Here is a 21204-nt window from a genome sequence, read left to right as displayed (position 1 = left end):
AGCAGCCAGAATTCAGAATTACCTGAAAGCGACTAGTCGATAAATCGATATCAGATTCCCCATACCTTGATTCTGGCGGATTCATTCTGACTCCTGAATTCTGACTTCTGAATTCTTTTTTAATATTTATCATTCATCATCCATCATTCATTATTTAGTGGTTACGACTAGTAATGAATTGAGCGATCGCTTTGAGAGGCAAAGCTTTCACCCCAAATGGGTCTAATTCTGCACAAGCATCGTCAATTAGCTCTTGGGCACGGCGACGAGATTCTTCTAACCCCCATAAGCTGGGATAAGTTACCTTTTGAGCTTGTTGGTCTTTACCGATACTTTTGCCCAATTGTTCTTGAGTGGAGGTGATGTCTAAAATATCATCCACGATTTGAAAGGCAAGCCCTATATTTTGAGAATAACGAGACAACCTTTGTAAATCTTCACCGGAAACTCCTGCCAAAATACCACCACAAACAACACAAGCTTCTAAAAGGGCAGCTGTTTTGTGATTGTGAATAAAATTCAGGGTTTCTAGGGCAATATCAGTCTTGCCTTCTGAGTCTAAATCTAGCACTTGACCCCCAACCAAACCAGCAGCACCGGTTGCACGTCCTAAACGGACAATAACCTGTAAGACTCGGTCTGCCGGGACATTTTGAGTATTATCTGCTACAAACTCAAATGCGTACGCGAGTAAGCCATCTCCTGCCAAAATCGCAATATCTTCGCCATAGACTTTGTGATTTGTTAGCTTACCACGGCGGTAATCGTCGTTATCCATTGCTGGTAAGTCGTCATGAATTAACGACATTGTATGAATCATTTCTACCGCACAAGCTGTGGGTAGTGCCATAGCGATTGTTCCACCAGTCATCTCGCAGGTAGCAAGGCAAAGAATGGGACGCAGACGCTTACCTCCAGCTAATAGCGAGTAGCGCATTGCTTCGTAAATTTTTTCTGGATAACGTATGGAAATAGCCTCTTCTAAAGCTGTCTCGCAAAGCTTTTGTCGCTCTTTCAGGTAGGCTAATAGGTCAAATTTAGCTTCTTCTGGAGTTTTTTGAAGATTATCTGCTGCTACCATCCTTAATTTCCTTAGTGTTCTGTTATCTAAGTAACAATTTTAAAGGAAAGCGTCATTCGTTTTATGATTAGTTGTTGGTTGTTGGCTGTTAGTGGTTAATAAAAAACTAACCGCTAAACAATTAACAATTAACACTACTTGACAAAGGACAATTCCTAAATTTTTGAGCGTTGACTGTAGCTAGTTACTGTGTTTTGCAATAGCATGGTCACAGTCATGGGACCAACACCGCCAGGAACTGGGGTGAGAAATTCTGCAACCCTCTTAACTGAGTCAAAGTCGACGTCTCCGACTAAGCGATTGTTGCCGTTGGCATCTGTGACGCGACTTATTCCCACATCTACCACAACAGCGCCTGGTTTTACCATTTCCGCAGTAATAAGTCCAGGACGACCTACTGCTGTAATGAGAATATCAGCATTTTTGATGATATTCTCTAAAGAGTGTGAACTTTTATGAGCAATGGTGATAGTAGCATTAGCCTCCAACAACATTAATGCCATTGGCTTACCTACTAAAATACTACGACCTACGACGACAGCTTGTTTTCCCTCCAGAGAAATTTCATATTCTTGCAACAGGCGCATTACCCCAAAAGGAGTGCAGCTGCGTAAACCAGGTTCTCCTCTAACCAATCGTCCCAAGTTAATTGGATGGAGTCCATCAACGTCTTTATCAGGGTCTATTTGATGCAACAGGGTTACAGCATCCAAGTGATCGGGTAGAGGTAGCTGTACAAGAATACCATCCACCCGTTCATCTTGGTTTAGTGCGGCAATAACTTCTTCTAGTTCTGTTTGAGTTGTTTCAGTAGGAAAATGTTTGCCAAACGAGGCAATACCCACTTTTGCACAGGCTCGCTCTTTACCCCGTACATAAGCAGCTGAGGCTGGGTTATCCCCAACCATCAGGACTGCTAAACCTGGTGGACGCCCTATTTGGGGTTGTAATTCTGTAATAGTAGCAGAAAGTTCTTGCTGTATTTTTTCTGCTAGAGCTTTACCATCAATGAGTTTGGCAATTTGTGTTTCCATAGGGATTGGGGATTGGGGATTGGGTACTGGGGATTGGGTACTTCGTTCAATAGTTCCTCTGCTCCCCTGCTCTCTTGCTCTTTAACACCAGACAACCAGTTTATGATACGGAAAAACGTAGTATTAATGGGAACTAGTTAAACATAATTTGCGACGAACCAAGCACGGATGCCAATATTTGCTCATAGATATAGCTTTCATGCAACACCTATCGTTTCTACACAGGTACAGCACTACCATGCTCTTACGCTTTGGATTGACATTTTTTCTTTTAGCACAAATTGTAAGCTGTGGTAACCTTGGAAAGTATGGCATGAACACAATAGGTGTTAATGTCACCCCGATCAAGGAACTTAAACAACAACCAAAAGATAACCCTACACTCTACATCCAAGGTAAGGTGGAAAGGCAAGTTCCTCTTTTACAACAGCAAGCTTATCAAATCAATGACTCTACCGGAAAAATATGGGTCTTAACACATCAAACAAATCTCAAACCAGGAGATCAAGTTGTGTTTAAAGGTCAACTTCGCTACCAAAGTATTCTGTTGGCTGGCAAGGAGTACGGTGATGCTTATCTGGAGGAGCAGTAATGGGGTATGGGGCATCGGGTAGAGGAAAAAAATTATATTGGTATGAAATGTTTAGCATTTACGACTTGGGAGTGCGAGCATCTTGCTCGCTTGTTACGGTACGTGAGCAAGATGCTCACACTACCGTTTAAAAATTGGGATGCTCCCGTCAATACTGCATAAGGTTTGCCTCTTTCTCCTCCAATGCCCATTGCCCCATGCCCCATGCCCCATCCCCTAATTAGGCAACAATTCAGTCATCACACCAAATATCAGGAATATCCCCATTGCTAAGCGATAGAAGACAAAAATGAGGGTGTTGTGTTTTTCCAGGTAATGTAATAGACCGTAAATTGCCAAGAAGGCTGAAATACTGGCGGAAGTTAAGCCTATTAGTAGAATCAACCAGCCGTTAACATCAAGACCAGCTTTGAACAGAACGTGTAGTTCTTTAGCCCCTGCTAATATAACAGCTGGTATACCTAGTAAAAAAGAAAATTTAGCTGCTGTTTCTCGCTCCATTTTCAGAAAAATTCCGGCGGTTAATGTTGAACCAGAGCGAGAAACCCCAGGGATCAAGGCAAATGCTTGAGCAATTCCTACTATGATGGCATCTCGCATGGTTAATTCGCTAAAGTTTCGCTCATGGTGACCCTGTTTTTCTGCCAAAGCTAGTAACAGAGACATCACAATAGAAGCTATTCCAATCACTGTTAAAGTCCGGAAGGGAGAATTGCAAGCGTTGATAGGTTTATGTAATGCTAGACCTGCAACAACAAGCGGAAGTGTACCTAGCAACACTCCCAACACTAGACGAAAGGTACTTGATTCGAAGTTCCGGTCGGCGATCGCTCTTACTGTACCACCTGTCAATTGCTTGATATCTTTCCAAAAATAAGAAATGACGGCTGCGAGACTTGCTAGTTGCATCGCTGCTGAGAAAGCTGTACCTGGGTCTCTCCACCCCAACAAACCTGGTACTATTCGTAAATGGGCAGTACTACTGATGGGCAGTAATTCTGTGATCCCTTGGACAATGCCCAAAATAACTACCCTAAACCATCCTAATTGGACAAACCCCATGTCTACATCATTGGAGCAAGATGAAGCAGCGAAAAAAATGTAATTCATCATCAGTTTCTACGGTTTAAATAAGCTTCCGCAAGTGGCAGCATGACTTATAATGAGAATCTGTACTTCCTTTAACAAAGTCAGAAATAACTATAGCAGTCCGTGTAAGAGTAAGCGAAAATACTGTAAAGACGTGACAGTTTAACGTCCTCACATTGGCAGAGCATCCCTTCAGCAGAAGAGTTCATTAAGGATTGCCATAGCACAGATTAACAAAAGTCTAATTGACTTTGCTAATTTTGGAACAGCTTCCGTCTACTTCTACAACAGAAACGATCATTTTTCTAGTTTTTTAATGAAATTACTTTCAGTAAATTAACTGCGGTTGATGCATTTTTTGTAACTTATATATTGTATCTGAGTTGTAACAAGACACAAATGTTGTTTCTTTAAAAATATTGCAATATTGATAAACAGATTATTCTGTTTTATCCTAAATCAGAAGGGCAAATAGGGTGTTAAAAACTCTTAAGAGTATTTTACTATATGAATTTTACCCACAATAGCAGTGTGTAGGTGAGAAGTGAAGCGAAAAAACAAGACCGAAAGATCTAAGCTGTTCAAACAGCCATTCTTTTGGGGGACGATGGCGCTGGTGTCTGTGATTTCAGGATCACTTTTTGCAGCCCTTATGACCCTAACTCCTTTGAAGAATCTAGCATACTCTCGCTTGCCCCACAGTCGTGGAAGATTGACAGGTTTGATCCCCACAAATCTCAAAGATCCTGTAAATATCCTGATCCTTGGTATAGACAATTCAGGACATCCACACCAAGGCAAATTCACCCCTGCTGAGGCACTTGCAGGCAACAGTGATACGATGCTGCTGGTAAGATTAGAGCCAGATACCCACAAAATCAATGTGTTATCAATTCCGCGAGATACACTGATACACTTAAAAGGGGTTGGTATTGACAAGATCAATGATGCCAACGTACGAGGCGGACCAAAGCAAGCAGCTGAGGCTGTGCATGATCTATTAGACGGTGTGGGTATTGACCGCTATATCCGGCTTGATACAGAAGGATTTATTCATTTGGTGGATGCATTAGGAGGAGTGGAAGTTACTATTCCTGAGAAAATGGACTATGTAGACCATACTCAGAAACTGAACATTCACTTTTCCCCAGGAAGGCAAAGACTTAATGGACAGCACTTGCAGGAGTATATTCGCTTTCGTCATGACCGCCTAGGGGATATTGGTCGTGTACAAAGACAACAGCAAGTACTTAAAGAAATTTTACACACACTGCTTCAACCTGCAAGTCTCGGTAAGATACCTCAACTGCTTGAAGTTGTCAAAGACAATGTAGATTCTGATTTGTCTGTCAACGAGATGCTCGGAATAGCTCATACTCTTATGGTGAGCGATCGCCAACACATGCACTTAGTTATGCTTCCTGGGCGCTTCAGTCGCAGAAGTGAATACAAGCTCAGCTACTGGATTCACGATCCAAAAGTAACTTCTAGTATTGTGTCACGCTATTTTAATATTAACACTACTCAAGAATTATCCAAAAATTCTGATTTAACAGAACCATCATTGAAAATTGCGGTAGCAAATGGCACCGGAGTACCAAGAAACGGAGAAATTGTCGTTTCTTTTCTCAGAAAACACGGCTTCAGAAATGCTTACGCTACAAATATTAATACAATAACCAATACTCAAAACACACAAATTATAGCTGAACACGGTAATCCTGATTCAGCCAATACTGTTAGCAGTGTACTGGGTACAGGTGAGGTACAGGTTGCTTCAGTTGGAGATATTCTCTCTGATGTGACTATTGTAGTAGGTCCAGATTTGGTTGAAAAACTCAGAAATCAGAAACCGGAAGCCAATAGAACTTCACTGACAAAACTTCATCACAGATAGTTTATTGCTTAACATTTCTTAAGCTATCAAGAATCGGTGCAAAACCGGATTGTTCTAATAGTTTTTGACCTTCAACGCTCAAGAGCAAATTAGCATACGCAGTCCCAGCCTGTTCATCTCGACCATGGTCTTTTTTGATGATTACATAGAGTTGGCGAGTAATTGGATAAGAGCGATCGCTAAAAGCCTGTACATTTGTTTTGTAAATATTTTTTGCGCCTTTCCTTTACGCCTCAGTTCATTTAATCCTGCTTAATTCCATTAAACAGGGACTATGACTTAGAACACACAGGGGATATTTCTGATTTAGCTATGACTTAATAAGCAGTTTTCAATTTATGACTCAAGAATAGGATTTGTCCTTAAGCTCGGCACAAAAGGCAGTATAATCTTTTTCAACCTGAGCAGAATAAGCGCGAGCATAATCAAGCAAAGGTTGACGCCAGTTTGTAGCAGATGCAAAATCGATCAGTTCATCTGCGATCGCTGATTTCTGACGACCACTGCTGCGTAACTGTCCCCAAGCAACAACCTCACTCATTGTTCGGATTACTTTTTCCAATCGGTTAAACTTCCCGTTGGAGTCTTTCAAGTTCACCCTGTCCTCAAGCGGTTGTAACTCTCGTAAAACGTAAGCTTTTCCGTCGCTCTCTAAGGCTGCTAATAACGCTGGTGGAGTTCCTTGCACCCTATTTTGAATGGCAATGACTCTCTGGGCTTGATTACTCCAATCAGGTTGAGGTAAACTCAGATAGCGCTGCAACGCCGAAGTTGATTCTGCTTTAAGGTCTAAAAGATAATTGTGGTTGGGAGAGCCTTCGGCTTCAATCAAAATCACATAGCGCTCTACACCTAAACTACCTGTACCAGCAATGCGATAAGCAACATCTAAAACTTTGAAGAATTTAGGATCTGGTTGTTGGCTAGCCCAATTCTCTAACGGGTGTGTTATTTTCAGACGTTGTTCTTTAGTCGCTGCTCGAGTGCGTTTTTCATCAATTCGTAATTTGCGTTTCCCATCAGCTTCGTGAGTTCTTTGGTCAAGGAATTTTTTGCGATCGCGTTCCTTGAGACTTAACAGCAAATCCTTCACCATCCCAACCGCCGTTTCCCTTTCCACTGTACGAGCTTGTCCTTTGGCTAAAGCGCTAATGTAGTTATCAATAAAACAATTGCACAGTGCTAAAGCTTCTGATTCATTCACCTCTAATGAGCGAAACCCTACTAAAACACTAGTCAAAAATCTCGCCAAATCCCAAGTACAAGGAGCCAAGATAGCTTCGTCAAAATCGTTGATGTCAAAGTAAACTAATCTGTTGTCTCCTTTGTAGCTACCAAAATTCTCCAAATGCAAGTCTCCGCAAACCCAAACTGCTGGTGCTGTATTTAACACTGTGTTCCCAGCCCAATCCTCGTAAAATAAATGACATGTACCCCGAAAGAAAGCAAATGGATCTGCTCGCATATTCTGATACTTTAAATGCACTAGTTCAGGAATGCGCCCTTGATTAAAGTTTTCTATTCGTTCAAGAACAGTTGTCATCGGCGTAGGAATCTGGCGTTGTGGGGTGTAGGGTGTAGGGAAGACGCATTCTCGAATTGTACACCCTACACCCTGTTCAATAGAGACTTGTCTTTAGTTTTTAAAATAACATTTCCAATGAAAACTTTATATTATCTTAATGTTTTTTCATGAAGAAATACTGTAAGTTTACAGTTGTCATAAAGTAAATATTAAATTTGTAGAGTCTGTTAACACATTTCTACAATATCTTTTCGAAAATTCGGAAAGATTTACAAAAAATACAGATGTTAATCAGCCGATTAGGACTGAATTTTTTGATAAATTAACTCGAGAGCCAAACTCAGTTTAATAATTTGACAGTTCTGTAAGATAATTACAAATTACTTGGTCATTTTTCAGACTATAAGCGTCTGATCGCATCAAGAAAATCGGTTCGATATACTTTATTGGTCTTTCTTTTTGTCAGCAAATTAATTTGCTCCATAAAAGGTAAGTTAGGTTGCTACAGAAAAAATCTTGATGTCAAAAAGACCAAGAGCTTGTTGTTTTATATTGGGAGAAAAAACTTATGGGTTGGTTACAACGACTATTTGGTCAAGACACGCCTGAAGACGCTCAAGTTAATCCTGAGCCAGCCGCAACAAGTGATGAAAGTGGTAGTGAAGGCGAATCAATTCCACCAGAAAGATTAGGGCTAAATGGAGAGTACGATCAGAGTGGTCTTGCAAAGCGAGTAGCTTTAGCTTTTGACGAAGACGGTCGGTTCGATGAGATTTATTCCATATATGTAGCCCAACTTGGTGGCACAGTTGTGCTAAAAGGGGAAGTACCCAGTCAAGATATTCTTGACCAATTGGTAGAAGTCGCTCAAGGTGTAACTGGCGCAACAGATGTTCAGAGTGACCAAGTTAGTGTTGTTGAAATAGAGTAATAACATCAGGCTATCAAAAGTATGAAACATCTATTGCGACATCAAGGGATTCTTACCATCTCATTATTGGCTGTCTTAACCATCTCAGGTTGCGGGGGGCAAAAGTCTGATAATGCTGGTGGTGGAGAAGCAACATCTACACCGACTGCGACTGCGACTGCAACTGCTTCTCCTGGAGCAGGAAACTCATCAAGTTCAACAGGAACGACTACAACAAAGGGAACTGTTCCAGCTGATGCTCAAAAGTTGGGTGTGACACCTACTGGAGAAACTACTTGTCCGAAGGATGCTCCTGTTAAGGGCTTAGTGACAGCGAAGCGGGGTAATATTTATCGAACAGCTAAGGCTCCAGACTACGCCAAGGTTAAGCCAAAAATCTGCTTTAAAGATGAAGCGACTGCTCAAAAGGCTGGCTTTAAAGCTCCCACAGCTAAATAGTTCAGTTTGATGTAAATGTTTTAAGCCCTTGCTTAGCAGGGGCTTAATTATTGTATCGCTTTTATTATTAAGGTGAATATGGTAGCTCAAGTAGCGATCGCTATCCTATACCAAGAAAATAAATTCCTAATGCAGTTGCGGGATAATATTCCTACTATTAGCTATCCGGGCTTTTGGGGGTTATTCGGTGGACACATGGAACCAGGCGAAACTCCTGATGTAACGGTAAAGCGAGAAATTTTAGAAGAAATTGGCTATGTACTACCAACAGTTTCTGATTTTGGCTGCTACCCTGATGAAAAAGCTGTGCGTCATGTCTTTCATGCACCTCTCGTGGTGGAATTGAATCAACTCGTTCTCAGTGAAGGCTGGGATATGGGTTTAGTAACACCAGAAGACATTCACCAGGGTAGTTGTTATTCCGCGATCGCAGGAGAAGTTCGACCCCTTGGATCAATCCATCAACGTATTTTGTTAGATTTTATGAGAAGGAAGAACCTAACCACTAACACCTAACAACTAAATTTTCAATGATGCAATCAGCAAATAAACTGCCACGATGGTTAAGTTTAGGATTAGCGTTTCCTCTTGCAATACTCAATGCTTGGGTATTGCTTCAGGTGGTGCAGTATTTTCAAACTCTGGTGACCGTTTTTGTCGCCGCCATGCTCCTAGCTTTCATTTTAGACTACCCAATCCAGTTTTTACAAAAACGAGGAGTACAAAGAAACCTAGCTGTTTGGGGCGTTTTGCTATTGGCTGTAGTGATTGTAGTTGGTTTAGCTATTACCTTAGTTCCCCAAATTCTTGCACAGCTAAATGAATTTGCAAACATTTTACCTGCTTGGATTGATTCAGGAACTCAACAATTACAAGCCTTACAAAACTGGGCTGCAACTCAGCAACTACCATCTAATCTAAGTAATCTACTCACCCAAATTTTAGATAGATTATCCAGTCAAGTTCAAACATTTATCGGTAAAATTCTCAGTTTTGCTGTTGATACAATTGGCACTCTTCTCAACATACTGCTGACGGTGGTACTAACTGTTTACTTAGTGTGGAACGGTCAAAGTCTCTGGGATGGGGTTTTTGTGTGGCTACCGCCTCATATTGGATTAAAAATTAGGCAAAACATCCGAGAAGATTTTCACGGTTATTTCATTGGTCAAGCAACATTAGCTGCTTTACTAGGGCTAATCTTGACATTAGTATTTGTAGCTCTGCAAGTTCCTTTAGGATTACTTTTTGGTATTGGAATTGGATTTTTTTCTCTGTTTCCTTTTGGAACTGGGTTTGGGATAGCCATAGTTAGTTTCTTAGTAGCTTTACAAAACTTTTGGTTAGCGGTTGAGGTTTTAATTGTAGCGGTGACAATAGATCAAATAAATTCTAACTTTGTTGCGCCTCGTATTCTCGGTAATTTAACTGGCTTAAATCCTGTGTGGGTGGTTGTTTCTTTACTAGTAGGAGCCAAACTAGGAGGAGTACTCGGTTTGTTAATTGCCATCCCTGTAGCTAGTTTTCTCAAGGATATCGCAGATATTTGGCGTGCAGGGGGATTTAATAAGATAGAGAATGTTGAGTCAGAAGCAGAAAAAATCACAAGTGAAACAGCAGGAACTTATAGTTAAACAAGGAGCCAGATGTCAGGCTTAATGGTCAGCTTGTTTACTCTGTGGGCGAGCATGGAATGTTAAGCAATCCAGTACAACTGGAGCTTTTTGAGGTTGGTGTGATTCCAACGGGAAATGATGCGGTAAGCTGTTGCCGCATCTCGGTCTGGACGAAAGCCAAGTAAACGTAGTGTATCTACTCATACCCAGCTTTTCCTAGATTTAAATTAACGGTGAGTTAGCCACTATTTGCTTTCCTGCATAATTCTCACTAACTTTGTTACCACTTTTCTGGGTGTAAATCTTATTGATTCGGCTAGTATTTTATTTTTCAGTCCGGGAATAACCACAGTTTTACCCTCAAGTAAGCTGCGATAGCCAATTTGAGCTACCGTTTCAGCATCCATAATTTTCTGACCACTGACTAGTTTTGAGTCTTCCATAGCAGCCCTTTGTTGAAAACCAGATTCTGTTGGACCCGGACAAAGAGCAGTTACAGTAACACCTGTACCCTCTAATTCATTGGCGATCGCTTCTGAAAAAGATAACACATAGGCTTTAGTAGCGTAATAAACTGCCATTAAAGGACCAGGTTGAAAAGCAGCAGTTGAAGCAAGGTTCAAAATTCTACCATAACCTTGCCCTATCATGTCCTTGAGAAACAACCAAGTTAAATGGGTCAGGGTCACCATATTAACCTGCATCATTTCCAGTTCTTTAGTTATATCGTTTTCCTGAAATAATCCATAACTAGCAAAGCCAGCATTGTTCACCAATACATCGACTTTAATGGATTCTTGCTGCAATTGTGTAAAAATTTCTTCTGCAGCTGTTGGTATAGCTAAATCTTTAGCAATAGCTTTTACCTCAATACCGTATTTTTGTTTAAAATCATGTGCAATTTGAGTTAGCTTTTGACCACTTCTAGCGATGACAACAAGATTATAACCATCCTGAGCAAATAGCTTTGCGAATTCGTAGCCAATTCCTCCAGATGCTCCTGTAATAAGAGCTGTTTGTTTACGCTTACCCTGGTATGTTGTGTTCATGATTTTCTCTTGGGATTTGCTTAGTATGTTTGCTAGATAGATAAAAAACCGTCAAGGCTTTGTTAAAAAAGTCAATAAAAGAGGAGTCAGGAGGAGCCACTGCGGTGGACGGGTTCCCCGGCATAAAGCATGTGGCGTTCAGAATACAACCTTTTCAAGAGCAAAGACGCTCTCACACAAAGAGCAAGCTCCGCGTTCGCGGAGCTTGCTTCCACGCAGGGGAACGATTTGATGCTCTACACTCAGACAAATTGTATTAGAAAGTCTTCAGAAACTCGATCAGCCCTTTTTTATCTTCATCTGATAATTCTGAGCCAAAAGTGTGACCCTTGTCTTCAAAGAAGTCAGGAGACTTGTTTGCCCTTAAAAGTACTCGCACAAGCTTACCTTTAAGACCACCTTCAGGGTTCAAGTCTTCTATAACGTTTTTCAGGTTGATATTGGCGATCACATCTTTAGGATCTATGTTTGCTACCAGATTGACGGGTGTCCCTTTTGGGACTTTAGCCTTAAATCCTAGAGGAAGACCCAAGGTGCTATCTTGAGTTGTTCGGTAGATAACTTTATCACGCTTTTCAGGCCACAGCAGTTTCTCCATTGCATCAGTATAGGCTTCGATACGTCCTTTTACTGATGGATCTTCATTATATTTTCCTAAAGAGTTGTTGTGGAGGAGCGGTGCTGTTGCCCAGATGCTTACCAATGTTGGTGTACGATAATAACCCACACCCCCAGAAGGCACCTCAAACTTAATTGGTTTGGTTTCGTTAAAAGGATTTTCTAGAGTCAGTTCCCCTGGTGATGGTAGTTCTTTGTACGTCTTAGACGAGAACTCTCCCCAGATATGCCCTTGGGTTGCATTTGTTCCTAGTGTACGACTAGCATTAGTGCCTATTAATGTGACTGGATAACGCTTGTCATCTGACAAGTAGTTGTGATCTAAGAAATCACTACTAAACACAGATTCCAAGTACCACTGTTGAGCTTTTTCGGGGTCAATAGCTATTTCCGCAGGAGGCTGTTTACTAGAATGACAGCTAGCACAAGTGTTAGCAAAGGCAATCTTACCGCGTTTTAAAACAGACTCATCCTTTGTGAGGAAAGCCTCACCTCCAGGCGCGTCTTTAAGATACATCGGTTTGATAGTTTTCAGAAACGCCTCTGCATCAGCCATACGGGCTTCTGTTTTTCTCCAGTATTCGCAGTTTTTTCTAGCAGTTTCTATGTCGAAAGGTTTTTGCGGTTTTCTACCTAACATAGCGTCATGGAGACTCAGCCAGTAATCACCGCACATCCCTATGTTGACGTAAACGCGCAGTGACGCGTTTGCAACTCCTGTAGAGTCTGCGTCATCCTTGAGGATGTGATGTACCTCCTTGGTCGAACCATCGTCCATGACCTCAGGGTAGGTCGGGCGATCGCTCAAATTAAAGATGGAGTTGATCGCATTTGGGTTGTTGATATGATCAGTAGCCACACGAGAAGTATCTGACGTTCCCGGTGGCTGTGTGTTTAGCACCTGCTTAACAAAATTATCATCTTTGAGTTTAGTCGAGAATAATTGAGCTTCCTTAATATACTGATTCCCCAGTGCTGAAACCAAATTATCCCATGTCGGGTGTGCTGGGTCTTCAGGTGGGTTGAGGGGATTCAACGCCACATGACAGATAGCACAAGTTTGCCCAATTCTGTAGGGAGGCTCAATTTTTGCATTTTGACTATACTTGACAGGATCCCATTTTTTTGGATCGAAGTCCGGGTTGTTGAACTTACGCAACCCGATCACCCCTGTTGAGAGAGGGTCTTTGCATTTATCGAGCCACAAACCGTATTTGTCGGGTTCTGTCGCTTTTTCACATCCAGGATCGTTGATTGTGCCAAACTTTTTGAATCGCTCATCACGCTTGCGTGAGTCAATGAGGCTTAGTAAGTCCACATTACCGTCGGTTCTCTTGGCTATCTCACGATAGTACTTATCATTACCCCCAGTCCATAAGTACCAAGTGCAACGACCTCGATTTTCTGCCTCTGTTAACTGTGAGTTATATGGTAGATATCCAAGTCCATCACAATTATCACTAGACTCAGATGTTGGTGTTTTATCGTATTCACTAGCAATAGGTACAGGTTGACTATACTCACTTGCCAAAGCTGTAGATACTCCGTAACCGCAGATTAGGCACACAATCACAGTTAGAAGCATCAGACAGCCCTTGAGAATTAGACTTATCCTCTTCATAAAAATCTCTGGTTGGAATATTTAAACATTCAGAAGGTGTATCTCACTCGCAAGATACGTTGACCTAAGAAGTTAAAGCCTTCCTGTAAATATTTTATCCACAAGAGGGCATCCTAGTTTAACAAAAATACAATAAGTTGACAGTTCTTAATTGTATTTTCTCGCAAAAAACTCGGAAACTTATAGAATACAACGAGTTGAATTCTGTTCATCTCTTGTCTAGTCCAGAAAGGACGACGTTTTAACCAACATTCCTAACTGACTTCCTGAACACCAGGTGACGCGAAATAAAAAGGAGTCAGAAGACAGAATTCAGGAGTCAGAATACATAACCCCCAAGCGGGATGGTGTTTTAGGAAAAGTTTCAACCCCTCCGCACGATAACGAGAAGGGGGCGTGGTTTTGACCAGCATTTATCATTCTGAATCCTGGCTCCTGACTCCTGAATTCTTCTTTATAAAGTTCGTGAGAAATTATTGTGAGAATTCAGCCTCCCACTTTTTCCAAAGTTTTTTGAGTTCTTGAATTTGTTTTTGGTCTTTTATTGCTATCCAACCATTTTTAATCGCTTCCTTTTCTCTTTTAGTTAGCTTCCAGGAAAGAGGAGGTTGGTATTCGCCTTGTTTACTATAAAATTCGGGTGCTTCCTTCTTGGAGGGGAAAAAGATCGGGAAGTATTGAATTTCTATGTTGTCATCTTTTTGGTTGTTGTATTTTTCTTGAAAAATTTCTACTTCGGCGCAGTTTCGAGCAGTATTGATGGGATCTCGAACTTGATACATCGTTTGTAGTGGGCCTAATGTTGCAATGAACAAACCTGAATTTTCTTCAGTTTCATTTGGTTTATCAGATGGAGGCTCAGGCTTAGGAAAGGGATTAATTTGTATCAACAAAACTTTCTTAATATTTAGTTCTCTCTCGGGTTTGAGCCATTCATTAAGCCATTCTAGTACTGCGACAAAACCAGAATTGTCGAAATAACCACCATCAGCTATATGATAACTGGGATAATTAGGATTGACTACTTGCTTGTCACGACCACGACAAATAGGTGAGACATAAGGAAAAGTTGCTGAGAGTCTAGCAGCCGTGACAAGATTAATGTCATAGTCGGCGTAAAGGGTGTTAAAGTCTACATATTTTTTCTCAGGATTTTTTCCAAAAGTCATTGGTGAGATTAGGAAGCGACGACCATCTTCAACCAAAGTCGCGTTAAGTATAGGAATGGGGATTTCACCTCGAAAAATTTGTTCTCGCCAGGTTGCTAAAGTTTTCGGGTTGTGTATCTTATTTTCTGAACCTTTCATTTCTCCTTGCCAGTCTGTCTCTAGAGCAATACCGCGATCTGGTACTAAGTTCGTAAAAATAGAGGGAAACAGTGGTAAGCCAATGATTTTCCACAAATCTGGATAGGTTAATCCCCAACCAGTAGCATCTAAACTATCTTCAGTAGCACTAGTAAAGATCTTCTGTAGTTCCTCTGTGTCTGGATAACCCTGAGAACTAAAACGATCCAAATAGTAAATTGTGCCTACCGAACCACCTGAGACAGCACTAATCAAACCAATAGATTTGGTAAACGAACTCCCTAACAATTTCTCATCCTGCAATCCAGTCAGTACTTCAGCTGTCCATCCGGCTGCTTGAATTCCACCACCACTAGCGCAGACAACGACTAAAGTTTTTTCTTGGTTCTGATGTTGGAGACGTTTATCGATTACTGTTTTAAAATCTTTTAGCTGTTCGTTCTTATCTTTGTTCTGAATAGTATCTTTTTTGAGTTCAAAAAAGTGGTCTACCTTAAATTGCCAATACATAGCAGCAGAAATCAGCAACCAGAAAAATAAGACAGAAACTCGAAAGCAATCAAAATAAAAGGTAAGACTCCCTAAGAAAAGACTTGCGATCGCAATCAGAAGCGTTACATAAAAAAGTGCGGAGGCTTCTCTTTGGTTATGAACTGGACGAGGTTTAAAGACAATAAAAACAAACAGGTAGACGGCTAAAAGAACTAAAAAGAAAGCGAATGCGTTAATATGATCGTCGGTTAGTTGACCATTGTTAGGATTGATATAGCCTTGGTTAGAATGTTTTGTCAAAAACGAAATTACCACAGCTAACCAATGTTTTAGAAAAGCGCTACGAGTTAATGAATCTCTTATCCAATCAAAGGCAAAGAAAAATACGGCACTAGATAATATACCAGCAAAAAATCCTATCCATCTTTTGTCTTTAATTTCTTCTTGCGATAGGTCAGTTGCAGTTATAGCAACAGGTGAGGCTAGCGCGATCGCTAGCAGATACTCGAACAGTTGCGGCATTACTGGTAATTGTGGTACGCCAAAGCGAGCTGGTGCATTATATACTATGATATGGGCAGTAAGTATTACTACCATTGATGCTGCGCTTGCGCCAAGTATAGTAAAAGTTAATTGCCCGGCACCGCGTAGAACAAATAAATTCTTGAGCATCGCTGGTAAGAAAAATTTAGCGACCGCAGGTAAGCCTAACAGCAATAAACCCATTAAAATAGGTACGCGCAAAAAGAAAATGTATTGCCAAAAAGTAGCAGGCACTAGCAGCCAACCGATTACAATTGCGAGGACTAAAACAGTCCACACAACGATCTGTGGACCGATATTTTTGTCCAAAGTCAAAATATTTCTCATAACTTCTCTTCAGCTAAATCGCTTCACTCCTGGAATTTCAAGAATAAAATTTGCCCCATATACAGATGCAGGAGTTTGAAATCCTAACTCTGTCTGACCTTGAAGAATATGTTTGATAGTTGCTACAGCAGTGAGTGCGGTCAAATCATAAGCTTCAGATCCTTCTAGCCTTGCTTGAATTTTTTGGCCTGTTTCGTCTTCTACAATACCTAAAACTCTTGTCTTTCCTTTAGCTCGCTCTGCTTCCGTAGGTCCTGAAGGTAAAGTTTTCAGCAAACTTTTTATACCACTCTGGAACAATGGCGAATCAAATATCCCTCTCAAATAACGACTTGATTGCATCAGCAAAGGTAAGGGAGCAGGAAATACAGTATAGACCTCAATATTTTCAATCTTGGTACTGTAATAAGCAGTAACCAAATCTGCTCGCCAAGGGTTAGTTACCGCAGTTACAAAACCATCACCCAAATCAATCCTCAGACTTTTTGCTCCTGGTTGAGCAGAAATAAGTTTTCCGTCCTTTCTAACTACACCCATCACATGAAGATTAGGGAGAACTGTATTTGCAGTTCCCTGGGATACACCTCCTTGGGTTTCATAGATGAGAGTTAGTTTATTAGCTGTTGGTAACTGAGATTTGAGGTATACAGCTAAGCAGTCAGTGGGGACGACACCGAATCCGATACCAGGAAGTAGCATTATTCCTGCTGCTTTAGCTTCTGCATCACGCTCAAGTAAAGCTTGGAACTCAGGTACTTCTCCTGCTATATCTGTGTAGTGAGTTCCAACTTTTAGACAAGCGTCTACCAAAGGTTTGGCACTGAGGGAAAAAGGTCCAACACAGTTAAGAACTACAAAAACATCAGCGAGCGCGCTTTCAATTACTGCAGCACTATCCAGACTAAAAACTCGAAATTCTAGACCTAATTCATTTGCTTGTGCGGCAACTGATTCCCGGTTTCGTCCGGCTAGAATGATATCTAAAGAATCTCTTTTTGCCAATTGGGCAATCAGTTTACCAACGTATCCAGTGGCACCATACAATAACACTTTGGCAGTCATCTTAAATATATACCCCCGTTATATAGCGTTTCTAAATTCATGGAACAAAGTCAATATGCTCCCATAAATTAATTTCAACGGGTTCTACCAAAAACTCACTTGCTTTTTCGCTAATTGCCTTCATGTAAGGCATTTGTAAGTGCTGATCTAAAATTTCTTTGCTCATCCATTTTTCATACAGCATAAATATTGAAGGATTAGCTTGAGATTGATATAGGTTGTAATTGAGGCAACCTTCTTCAGCTAACGTTAAATTTACAATCGGCAAGTATTCCTCCTTAAATCTTTCCTCCATACCAGATTTAACTTTAATGGAAGCAGTAACGATAACTTGTTGAACTGTCATTATTTTTCTCCTCTTTGCAATAGAATGATTAAGCTCAAGTATTGATGCTATTAATAATCTGCGACGGTTTAAAATACTGATAAGGAACTTGACGAGTTTGATTTTTTATATCTATTTGTCTTTCCACATCAGCTAGGTTTTGCCGGAATTGAATGAGAAGTTCCTGAGCTAGAGGATCGGCAAATTCCTCGTCATAAAATCCTAATTTATCATAATGATAAGATGTTAACACCATAGTCCAGAAGACTTGATCCGCAGCTTGCTTAAAGGGGGGCAAGAACTTCATAATAGTTGCCATATCAATTCCTTTGGTTTCTGGAACTGGGTGATAGGCAGCGTAGGGCATATTCGGCACAAATGCCATGTATTCGTATTGGGTAAAATTCAAAACAGAATGCAAAGGACCACAGGTAAAAATAACGACGGTTAGAACTTCAATCAATTGCTCTAGAGTCTCAATTTTCTGCGGCATACCTTTAACGCAACCTCCGTCTTTAGCAGCGAGTTCCTGCGCCCAATTCTGCAACTCATAGTCTTCAGCTAAATCTTGTGGCGTCTTGTAATAAAGTTTGACATAATTAATAACAAAATTTTCAACAGCCTGCCACACTAATAAACCATCATCCCGAAAAGGATAGTGAGGAAGAACTTCAGGATCATCCATCTTCCGTTTCTTAATTTCCGTTGGGAAAACGAAATCTTGTATACTCCATGTTTGATAGGTCTGAGCTACGAAAGTCAGAGATTCTTCTAGAGTCCCCGCCATAAAGCGATCTACAGGTCCTCCTGCTTGTAAGAATTGTTTTCTCCCCAAATCGTTGTCAAATAGCATAAATCGGAAGTGGGGTTTAAGGAGTAAAGCAATAGGATGATTTTCTCCTAATTGTCTAGCAGTCACGATCGCAAAAGGAGCCATAACAGCATGGGTAAAAGAGAAGTGGGAACCCAGTTCTTGATGATTGCCTTCTGCAACCTGTAGACAAAGTTTGGCAAAAAACCAATCTAAAGGAGCATCTTTGGGTGTGTAAACGAGTTTATTATTTCCCGATTCGCTCTTAAGTTCAATAGCAACAGAAACTAAAGAACCCCCTTGAGGTGAATTACTCGGTTGCCAGTAGAATAAGGCTCTGGTTTTAGGTAGATATTTTCTGCCACTTTCAGAATTTCCCCCTTTAACATTTTGCAATAAGGGGTAATCTAAGAAGTATATTTTTCCTTGTTTAAGGGCTGTATCTAGGTTGTAGTCAGCACCTAAAACTTGCTGAAAATGACTATTGTTGATTGCTAAATCTTCAGGTAAATCATCAATCCGATGAGTGGCGATCGCATTAGCTCCAGAAAGTCTTTGTTCCGCAAAAAATGAGTCGGTGCGATAGTGTGGGATGAGATTTGGTTTGGGGAGCAAATTTAACAATTCTTCGTATTCCTCTAGGTTATCTAAAGGATCGAGAAAATTTTTGGCTTTTGCCGCCAGCATATTAGCGGGAAGATTTGCCATACTGGCTAAACGCTTTGCTGTATATTCGGCAGAGAAGCATTCTTGCTTGGGTACGCGGTCTATTACGGGAATCGGAGCTAGGGCTTTATGATCGAATTGGTAATCTTCTCGATTTTTCTTAAGGATATTTTCTCTGGCAGTCGGATTTGGTTCTTGTTGGGGTAAATAGGGTTTCATTATATCCCTCCATTTGGAATTACTTAGGTATTTCTCGACTTATAAAGTTTTCAGATACTCGATTAAGGCTTTTTTATCTTCAGCAGGCAAATCGGTACCGTAGAGATGTCCTTGATTTCCATTGGCTTCCACGCTGGTATCGTATTTAAAACCAACTTTAAGAGCTTCTTCCCCTTCAGCAACAAAGCCAACTTTCTGTGGATCATAGACATCGTATCCTCGATAGAATACTTTGGTACGGTTTTCAGGAAGTTCAAGCAGGTCTGTTAAGTAAGGTACTGAACCGTTATGTAAATAAGGTGCTCTCAGCCAAAGTCCATCAAGGGAAACCGATACATAACCATCTGTCTTCCGTAGCTGTTTAAAATCCCACTCATAGCCGTCGGCAAAGTGGCTATAAGCATCTACTGCTTGCTGAGTCCACATATCTATACGGTGGCGATCAGTTCCCACTTCATTAACTGGAATAACTTTACCTGTTCTTTCTCCACCAAAAGCATGACAAGAAGCACAGTTTTGTTCAAAAATCTTACTTCCCGTGTCTGCTAATTGTGGCTCGATCGCAAAAGGATATTTCGGCGGTTCGAGTTGCTTAATATAGTCTTCTACCCGCTTGAGATCTTGGATAGGAAGTGATTTTTTGGTAGCACCGTCGCCGATTGCGCCTTCTTGAATGGTTTCCGTCAGCGAAGTTTCCAGTCCATCCCAATGCAAAGCAAACTCTTTATGCAGCTTTTCATTCCACAGTGGCATCATATCAGAGTTGCCAATCGTATTATCTATAGGCAAGCCTAAAGTTCTAAATTTAACTGGATTAAACGGATCAATACGACCAGGTCCCCAATTGGGTCGAGAATCCATCCAAGCATAGGATTGTTGCAGTTTGAGGAGTGTTTTTTTGGTTTGTGGAATTAGCAGATAGCGATAAAGTTGTTTTTCCAACCAAGATAACTGATGGTTATACTCGATCGCTGGCAGAATATAGTCGGCAGTAAATTTAGGGTCATTGGCACAAGCGAACAAAAATCGCAGGTAACTTTGAGAATCAAATTTACTAGAAGCTCCTGCTGGAACGATGGTAGGTTTATCTTTAGGAGTTTTCCGGAACGTGCTTTGATGGCAAACCGCGCAGGTAATCCCTTGACGCGGAAAGCCAATGGTTTTTTTGGAAATTCCGACGGGTGTCTCTTTCCCCTCTTCCCATGTCAATCCTAGAGAAGTATAACCACCGGAGCCTGGTAGCTTTTCGGGAAAGACGCGCGGCAGTACCAGCCAAATCCAATAAGGTGTCCCTTCTGCATTTTCCGTGCCAATGGAACCATATTTAAAGTGTTCCTCTGATGACTCGTAATAGGTAGGAACTTCTCGAAAGAGATTATACCACCCGATATAAGCCACAGAACCCACCAAAAGCAGAATAATGACTGTGATTACAGTGATCGTTTGCCCTAATTTTGTCTTCAATACGTTCATAAACTTTCTTTTCTCCCTATTGCACAAGTTCAACCCCAAATTAGGAGAATCCCTTGGCGGGTTGTGAAATTTCTGGCTGTTCGCGCATAGCGAGGTACAAAAGAATTCCCTCGATGACACCGAAGACAAGATCGACCAGAGCGATCGTTAAAAATCCCAGACTTTGACCAAACAAAAAGACAGCACAAAGGAAAAAAGATGATCCACCACCTCGCGTCACCAATACCGACATCCAAGCTGTTGCTTTGTAGCGATAGGGATCGATCGCGCCAGGAATATACAAAATACTGATTTCCAACAGCAGCAATCCCGCCGCACGCACCCAGATAATTGGGACAGGAATCTGCATTTTTAGTAAAGAGAGCAAAGTTTCTGGAAAGAAGCAACAGGGAATGACAAAAAACAGATTGGCAATAATCCCTAACCAGACAACCCGACCGAACCATTTGGCATAATTATTCATGAGTTCTTTTTCCTATCGAGAGATT

18 protein-coding genes are annotated in these 21204 nt (G+C 41.0%); 6 read left to right on the top strand and 12 right to left on the bottom strand.

The window, feature by feature from the left end:
* Nucleotides 1-154: 154 nt before the first annotated feature.
* Nucleotides 155-1081 carry a geranylgeranyl diphosphate synthase CrtE gene (gene crtE, locus G4P69_RS01940; RefSeq protein WP_208338223.1) on the bottom strand — a complete coding sequence of 309 codons (927 nt, stop codon included), beginning with the start codon at nucleotides 1079-1081 and terminating at the stop codon, nucleotides 155-157.
* A gap of 155 nt (nucleotides 1082-1236) precedes the next feature.
* Nucleotides 1237-2115: a bifunctional methylenetetrahydrofolate dehydrogenase/methenyltetrahydrofolate cyclohydrolase FolD gene (gene folD / locus G4P69_RS01935; RefSeq protein ID WP_208338224.1), complete on the bottom strand. Its 879-nt coding sequence runs from the start codon at nucleotides 2113-2115 to the stop codon at nucleotides 1237-1239.
* A 313-nt stretch (nucleotides 2116-2428) separates the two neighbouring features.
* Here folD and G4P69_RS01930 point away from each other — a divergent pair, with 313 nt between their 5' ends.
* Nucleotides 2429-2707, top strand: coding sequence for a hypothetical protein (locus G4P69_RS01930; RefSeq protein ID WP_243902054.1), 279 nt, complete (start codon nucleotides 2429-2431; stop codon nucleotides 2705-2707).
* A 216-nt stretch (nucleotides 2708-2923) separates the two neighbouring features.
* Here the strand turns inward: G4P69_RS01930 and G4P69_RS01925 are convergent, their stop codons facing one another.
* A complete protein-coding gene (locus tag G4P69_RS01925; protein ID WP_243902055.1) occupies nucleotides 2924-3820 on the bottom strand; it encodes an undecaprenyl-diphosphate phosphatase in 897 nt (298 codons plus the stop codon).
* 628 nt (nucleotides 3821-4448) lie between these two features.
* Here G4P69_RS01925 and G4P69_RS01920 point away from each other — a divergent pair.
* Nucleotides 4449-5693 carry an LCP family protein gene (locus G4P69_RS01920; protein ID WP_243902056.1) on the top strand — a complete coding sequence of 415 codons (1245 nt, stop codon included), beginning with the start codon at nucleotides 4449-4451 and terminating at the stop codon, nucleotides 5691-5693.
* Nucleotides 5694-6036: 343 nt separating this feature from the next.
* On the opposite strand, the gene G4P69_RS01915 is transcribed toward G4P69_RS01920, so the two are convergent.
* A complete protein-coding gene (locus tag G4P69_RS01915; RefSeq protein WP_208338226.1) occupies nucleotides 6037-7236 on the bottom strand; it encodes a DUF2252 domain-containing protein in 1200 nt (399 codons plus the stop codon).
* 550 nt (nucleotides 7237-7786) lie between these two features.
* On the opposite strand from G4P69_RS01915, the gene G4P69_RS01910 reads away from it, so the two are divergent.
* The 4 genes from G4P69_RS01910 to G4P69_RS01895 all read left to right on the top strand — a co-directional run bounded on the left by G4P69_RS01910 (nucleotide 7787) and on the right by G4P69_RS01895 (nucleotide 10221).
* On the top strand, nucleotides 7787-8149 hold the full coding sequence (locus G4P69_RS01910) for a BON domain-containing protein (RefSeq protein ID WP_208338227.1): 363 nt from the start codon (nucleotides 7787-7789) through the stop codon (nucleotides 8147-8149).
* 21 nt (nucleotides 8150-8170) lie between these two features.
* A complete protein-coding gene (locus G4P69_RS01905; RefSeq protein ID WP_208338228.1) occupies nucleotides 8171-8587 on the top strand; it encodes a sunset domain-containing protein in 417 nt (138 codons plus the stop codon).
* Between the two features lie 78 nt (nucleotides 8588-8665).
* A complete protein-coding gene (locus G4P69_RS01900) occupies nucleotides 8666-9103 on the top strand; it encodes an NUDIX hydrolase (RefSeq protein WP_208338229.1) in 438 nt (145 codons plus the stop codon).
* A 17-nt stretch (nucleotides 9104-9120) separates the two neighbouring features.
* Nucleotides 9121-10221: an AI-2E family transporter gene (locus G4P69_RS01895; RefSeq protein WP_208338333.1), complete on the top strand. Its 1101-nt coding sequence runs from the start codon at nucleotides 9121-9123 to the stop codon at nucleotides 10219-10221.
* Between the two features lie 227 nt (nucleotides 10222-10448).
* On the opposite strand, the gene G4P69_RS01890 is transcribed toward G4P69_RS01895, so the two are convergent.
* The 8 genes from G4P69_RS01890 to G4P69_RS01855 form a co-directional block, all read right to left on the bottom strand.
* Entirely contained in the window at nucleotides 10449-11252 is an 804-nt protein-coding gene (locus G4P69_RS01890; RefSeq protein ID WP_208338230.1) for an SDR family NAD(P)-dependent oxidoreductase, read from the bottom strand.
* Nucleotides 11253-11508: 256 nt separating this feature from the next.
* The gene (locus tag G4P69_RS01885; protein WP_243902864.1) at nucleotides 11509-13491 is read right to left on the bottom strand and encodes a hypothetical protein; all 1983 of its coding nucleotides are present in this window, start codon (nucleotides 13489-13491) and stop codon (nucleotides 11509-11511) included.
* Between the two features lie 473 nt (nucleotides 13492-13964).
* Complete coding sequence (locus G4P69_RS01880) at nucleotides 13965-16160, bottom strand: patatin-like phospholipase family protein (RefSeq protein ID WP_208338231.1); 2196 nt, start codon at nucleotides 16158-16160, stop codon at nucleotides 13965-13967.
* Between the two features lie 9 nt (nucleotides 16161-16169).
* On the bottom strand, nucleotides 16170-17222 hold the full coding sequence (locus G4P69_RS01875; RefSeq protein WP_208338232.1) for a saccharopine dehydrogenase family protein: 1053 nt from the start codon (nucleotides 17220-17222) through the stop codon (nucleotides 16170-16172).
* A gap of 37 nt (nucleotides 17223-17259) precedes the next feature.
* A complete protein-coding gene (locus G4P69_RS01870; protein WP_208338233.1) occupies nucleotides 17260-17568 on the bottom strand; it encodes a putative quinol monooxygenase in 309 nt (102 codons plus the stop codon).
* A gap of 34 nt (nucleotides 17569-17602) precedes the next feature.
* Complete coding sequence (locus tag G4P69_RS01865) at nucleotides 17603-19243, bottom strand: lipoxygenase family protein (protein ID WP_208338234.1); 1641 nt, start codon at nucleotides 19241-19243, stop codon at nucleotides 17603-17605.
* Between the two features lie 39 nt (nucleotides 19244-19282).
* Nucleotides 19283-20716 carry a c-type cytochrome gene (locus G4P69_RS01860; RefSeq protein ID WP_208338235.1) on the bottom strand — a complete coding sequence of 478 codons (1434 nt, stop codon included), beginning with the start codon at nucleotides 20714-20716 and terminating at the stop codon, nucleotides 19283-19285.
* A gap of 40 nt (nucleotides 20717-20756) precedes the next feature.
* On the bottom strand, nucleotides 20757-21179 hold the full coding sequence (locus tag G4P69_RS01855; RefSeq protein WP_208338236.1) for a hypothetical protein: 423 nt from the start codon (nucleotides 21177-21179) through the stop codon (nucleotides 20757-20759).
* Nucleotides 21180-21204 lie beyond the last annotated feature (25 nt).

Origin of the sequence: Aetokthonos hydrillicola CCALA 1050 (assembly GCF_017591665.1) — a bacterium.
GTDB lineage: Bacteria > Cyanobacteriota > Cyanobacteriia > Cyanobacteriales > Nostocaceae > Aetokthonos > Aetokthonos hydrillicola.
This window is presented reverse-complemented; position numbering and strand designations above follow the sequence as displayed.

Bases quoted from the DNA above. Each gene is read 5' to 3' on its own strand.
- crtE (WP_208338223.1), bottom strand. From the start codon at position 1,081: ATGGTAGCAGCAGATAATCTTCAAAAAACTCCAGAAGAAGCTAAATTT.
- folD (WP_208338224.1), bottom strand. From the start codon at position 2,115: ATGGAAACACAAATTGCCAAACTCATTGATGGTAAAGCTCTAGCAGAA.
- G4P69_RS01930 (WP_243902054.1), top strand. From the start codon at position 2,429: ATGAACACAATAGGTGTTAATGTCACCCCGATCAAGGAACTTAAACAA.
- G4P69_RS01925 (WP_243902055.1), bottom strand. From the start codon at position 3,820: ATGATGAATTACATTTTTTTCGCTGCTTCATCTTGCTCCAATGATGTA.
- G4P69_RS01920 (WP_243902056.1), top strand. From the start codon at position 4,449: ATGACCCTAACTCCTTTGAAGAATCTAGCATACTCTCGCTTGCCCCAC.
- G4P69_RS01915 (WP_208338226.1), bottom strand. From the start codon at position 7,236: ATGACAACTGTTCTTGAACGAATAGAAAACTTTAATCAAGGGCGCATT.
- G4P69_RS01910 (WP_208338227.1), top strand. From the start codon at position 7,787: ATGGGTTGGTTACAACGACTATTTGGTCAAGACACGCCTGAAGACGCT.
- G4P69_RS01905 (WP_208338228.1), top strand. From the start codon at position 8,171: ATGAAACATCTATTGCGACATCAAGGGATTCTTACCATCTCATTATTG.
- G4P69_RS01900 (WP_208338229.1), top strand. From the start codon at position 8,666: ATGGTAGCTCAAGTAGCGATCGCTATCCTATACCAAGAAAATAAATTC.
- G4P69_RS01895 (WP_208338333.1), top strand. From the start codon at position 9,121: ATGCAATCAGCAAATAAACTGCCACGATGGTTAAGTTTAGGATTAGCG.
- G4P69_RS01890 (WP_208338230.1), bottom strand. From the start codon at position 11,252: ATGAACACAACATACCAGGGTAAGCGTAAACAAACAGCTCTTATTACA.
- G4P69_RS01885 (WP_243902864.1), bottom strand. From the start codon at position 13,491: ATGAAGAGGATAAGTCTAATTCTCAAGGGCTGTCTGATGCTTCTAACT.
- G4P69_RS01880 (WP_208338231.1), bottom strand. From the start codon at position 16,160: ATGAGAAATATTTTGACTTTGGACAAAAATATCGGTCCACAGATCGTT.
- G4P69_RS01875 (WP_208338232.1), bottom strand. From the start codon at position 17,222: ATGACTGCCAAAGTGTTATTGTATGGTGCCACTGGATACGTTGGTAAA.
- G4P69_RS01870 (WP_208338233.1), bottom strand. From the start codon at position 17,568: ATGACAGTTCAACAAGTTATCGTTACTGCTTCCATTAAAGTTAAATCT.
- G4P69_RS01865 (WP_208338234.1), bottom strand. From the start codon at position 19,243: ATGAAACCCTATTTACCCCAACAAGAACCAAATCCGACTGCCAGAGAA.
- G4P69_RS01860 (WP_208338235.1), bottom strand. From the start codon at position 20,716: ATGAACGTATTGAAGACAAAATTAGGGCAAACGATCACTGTAATCACA.
- G4P69_RS01855 (WP_208338236.1), bottom strand. From the start codon at position 21,179: ATGAATAATTATGCCAAATGGTTCGGTCGGGTTGTCTGGTTAGGGATT.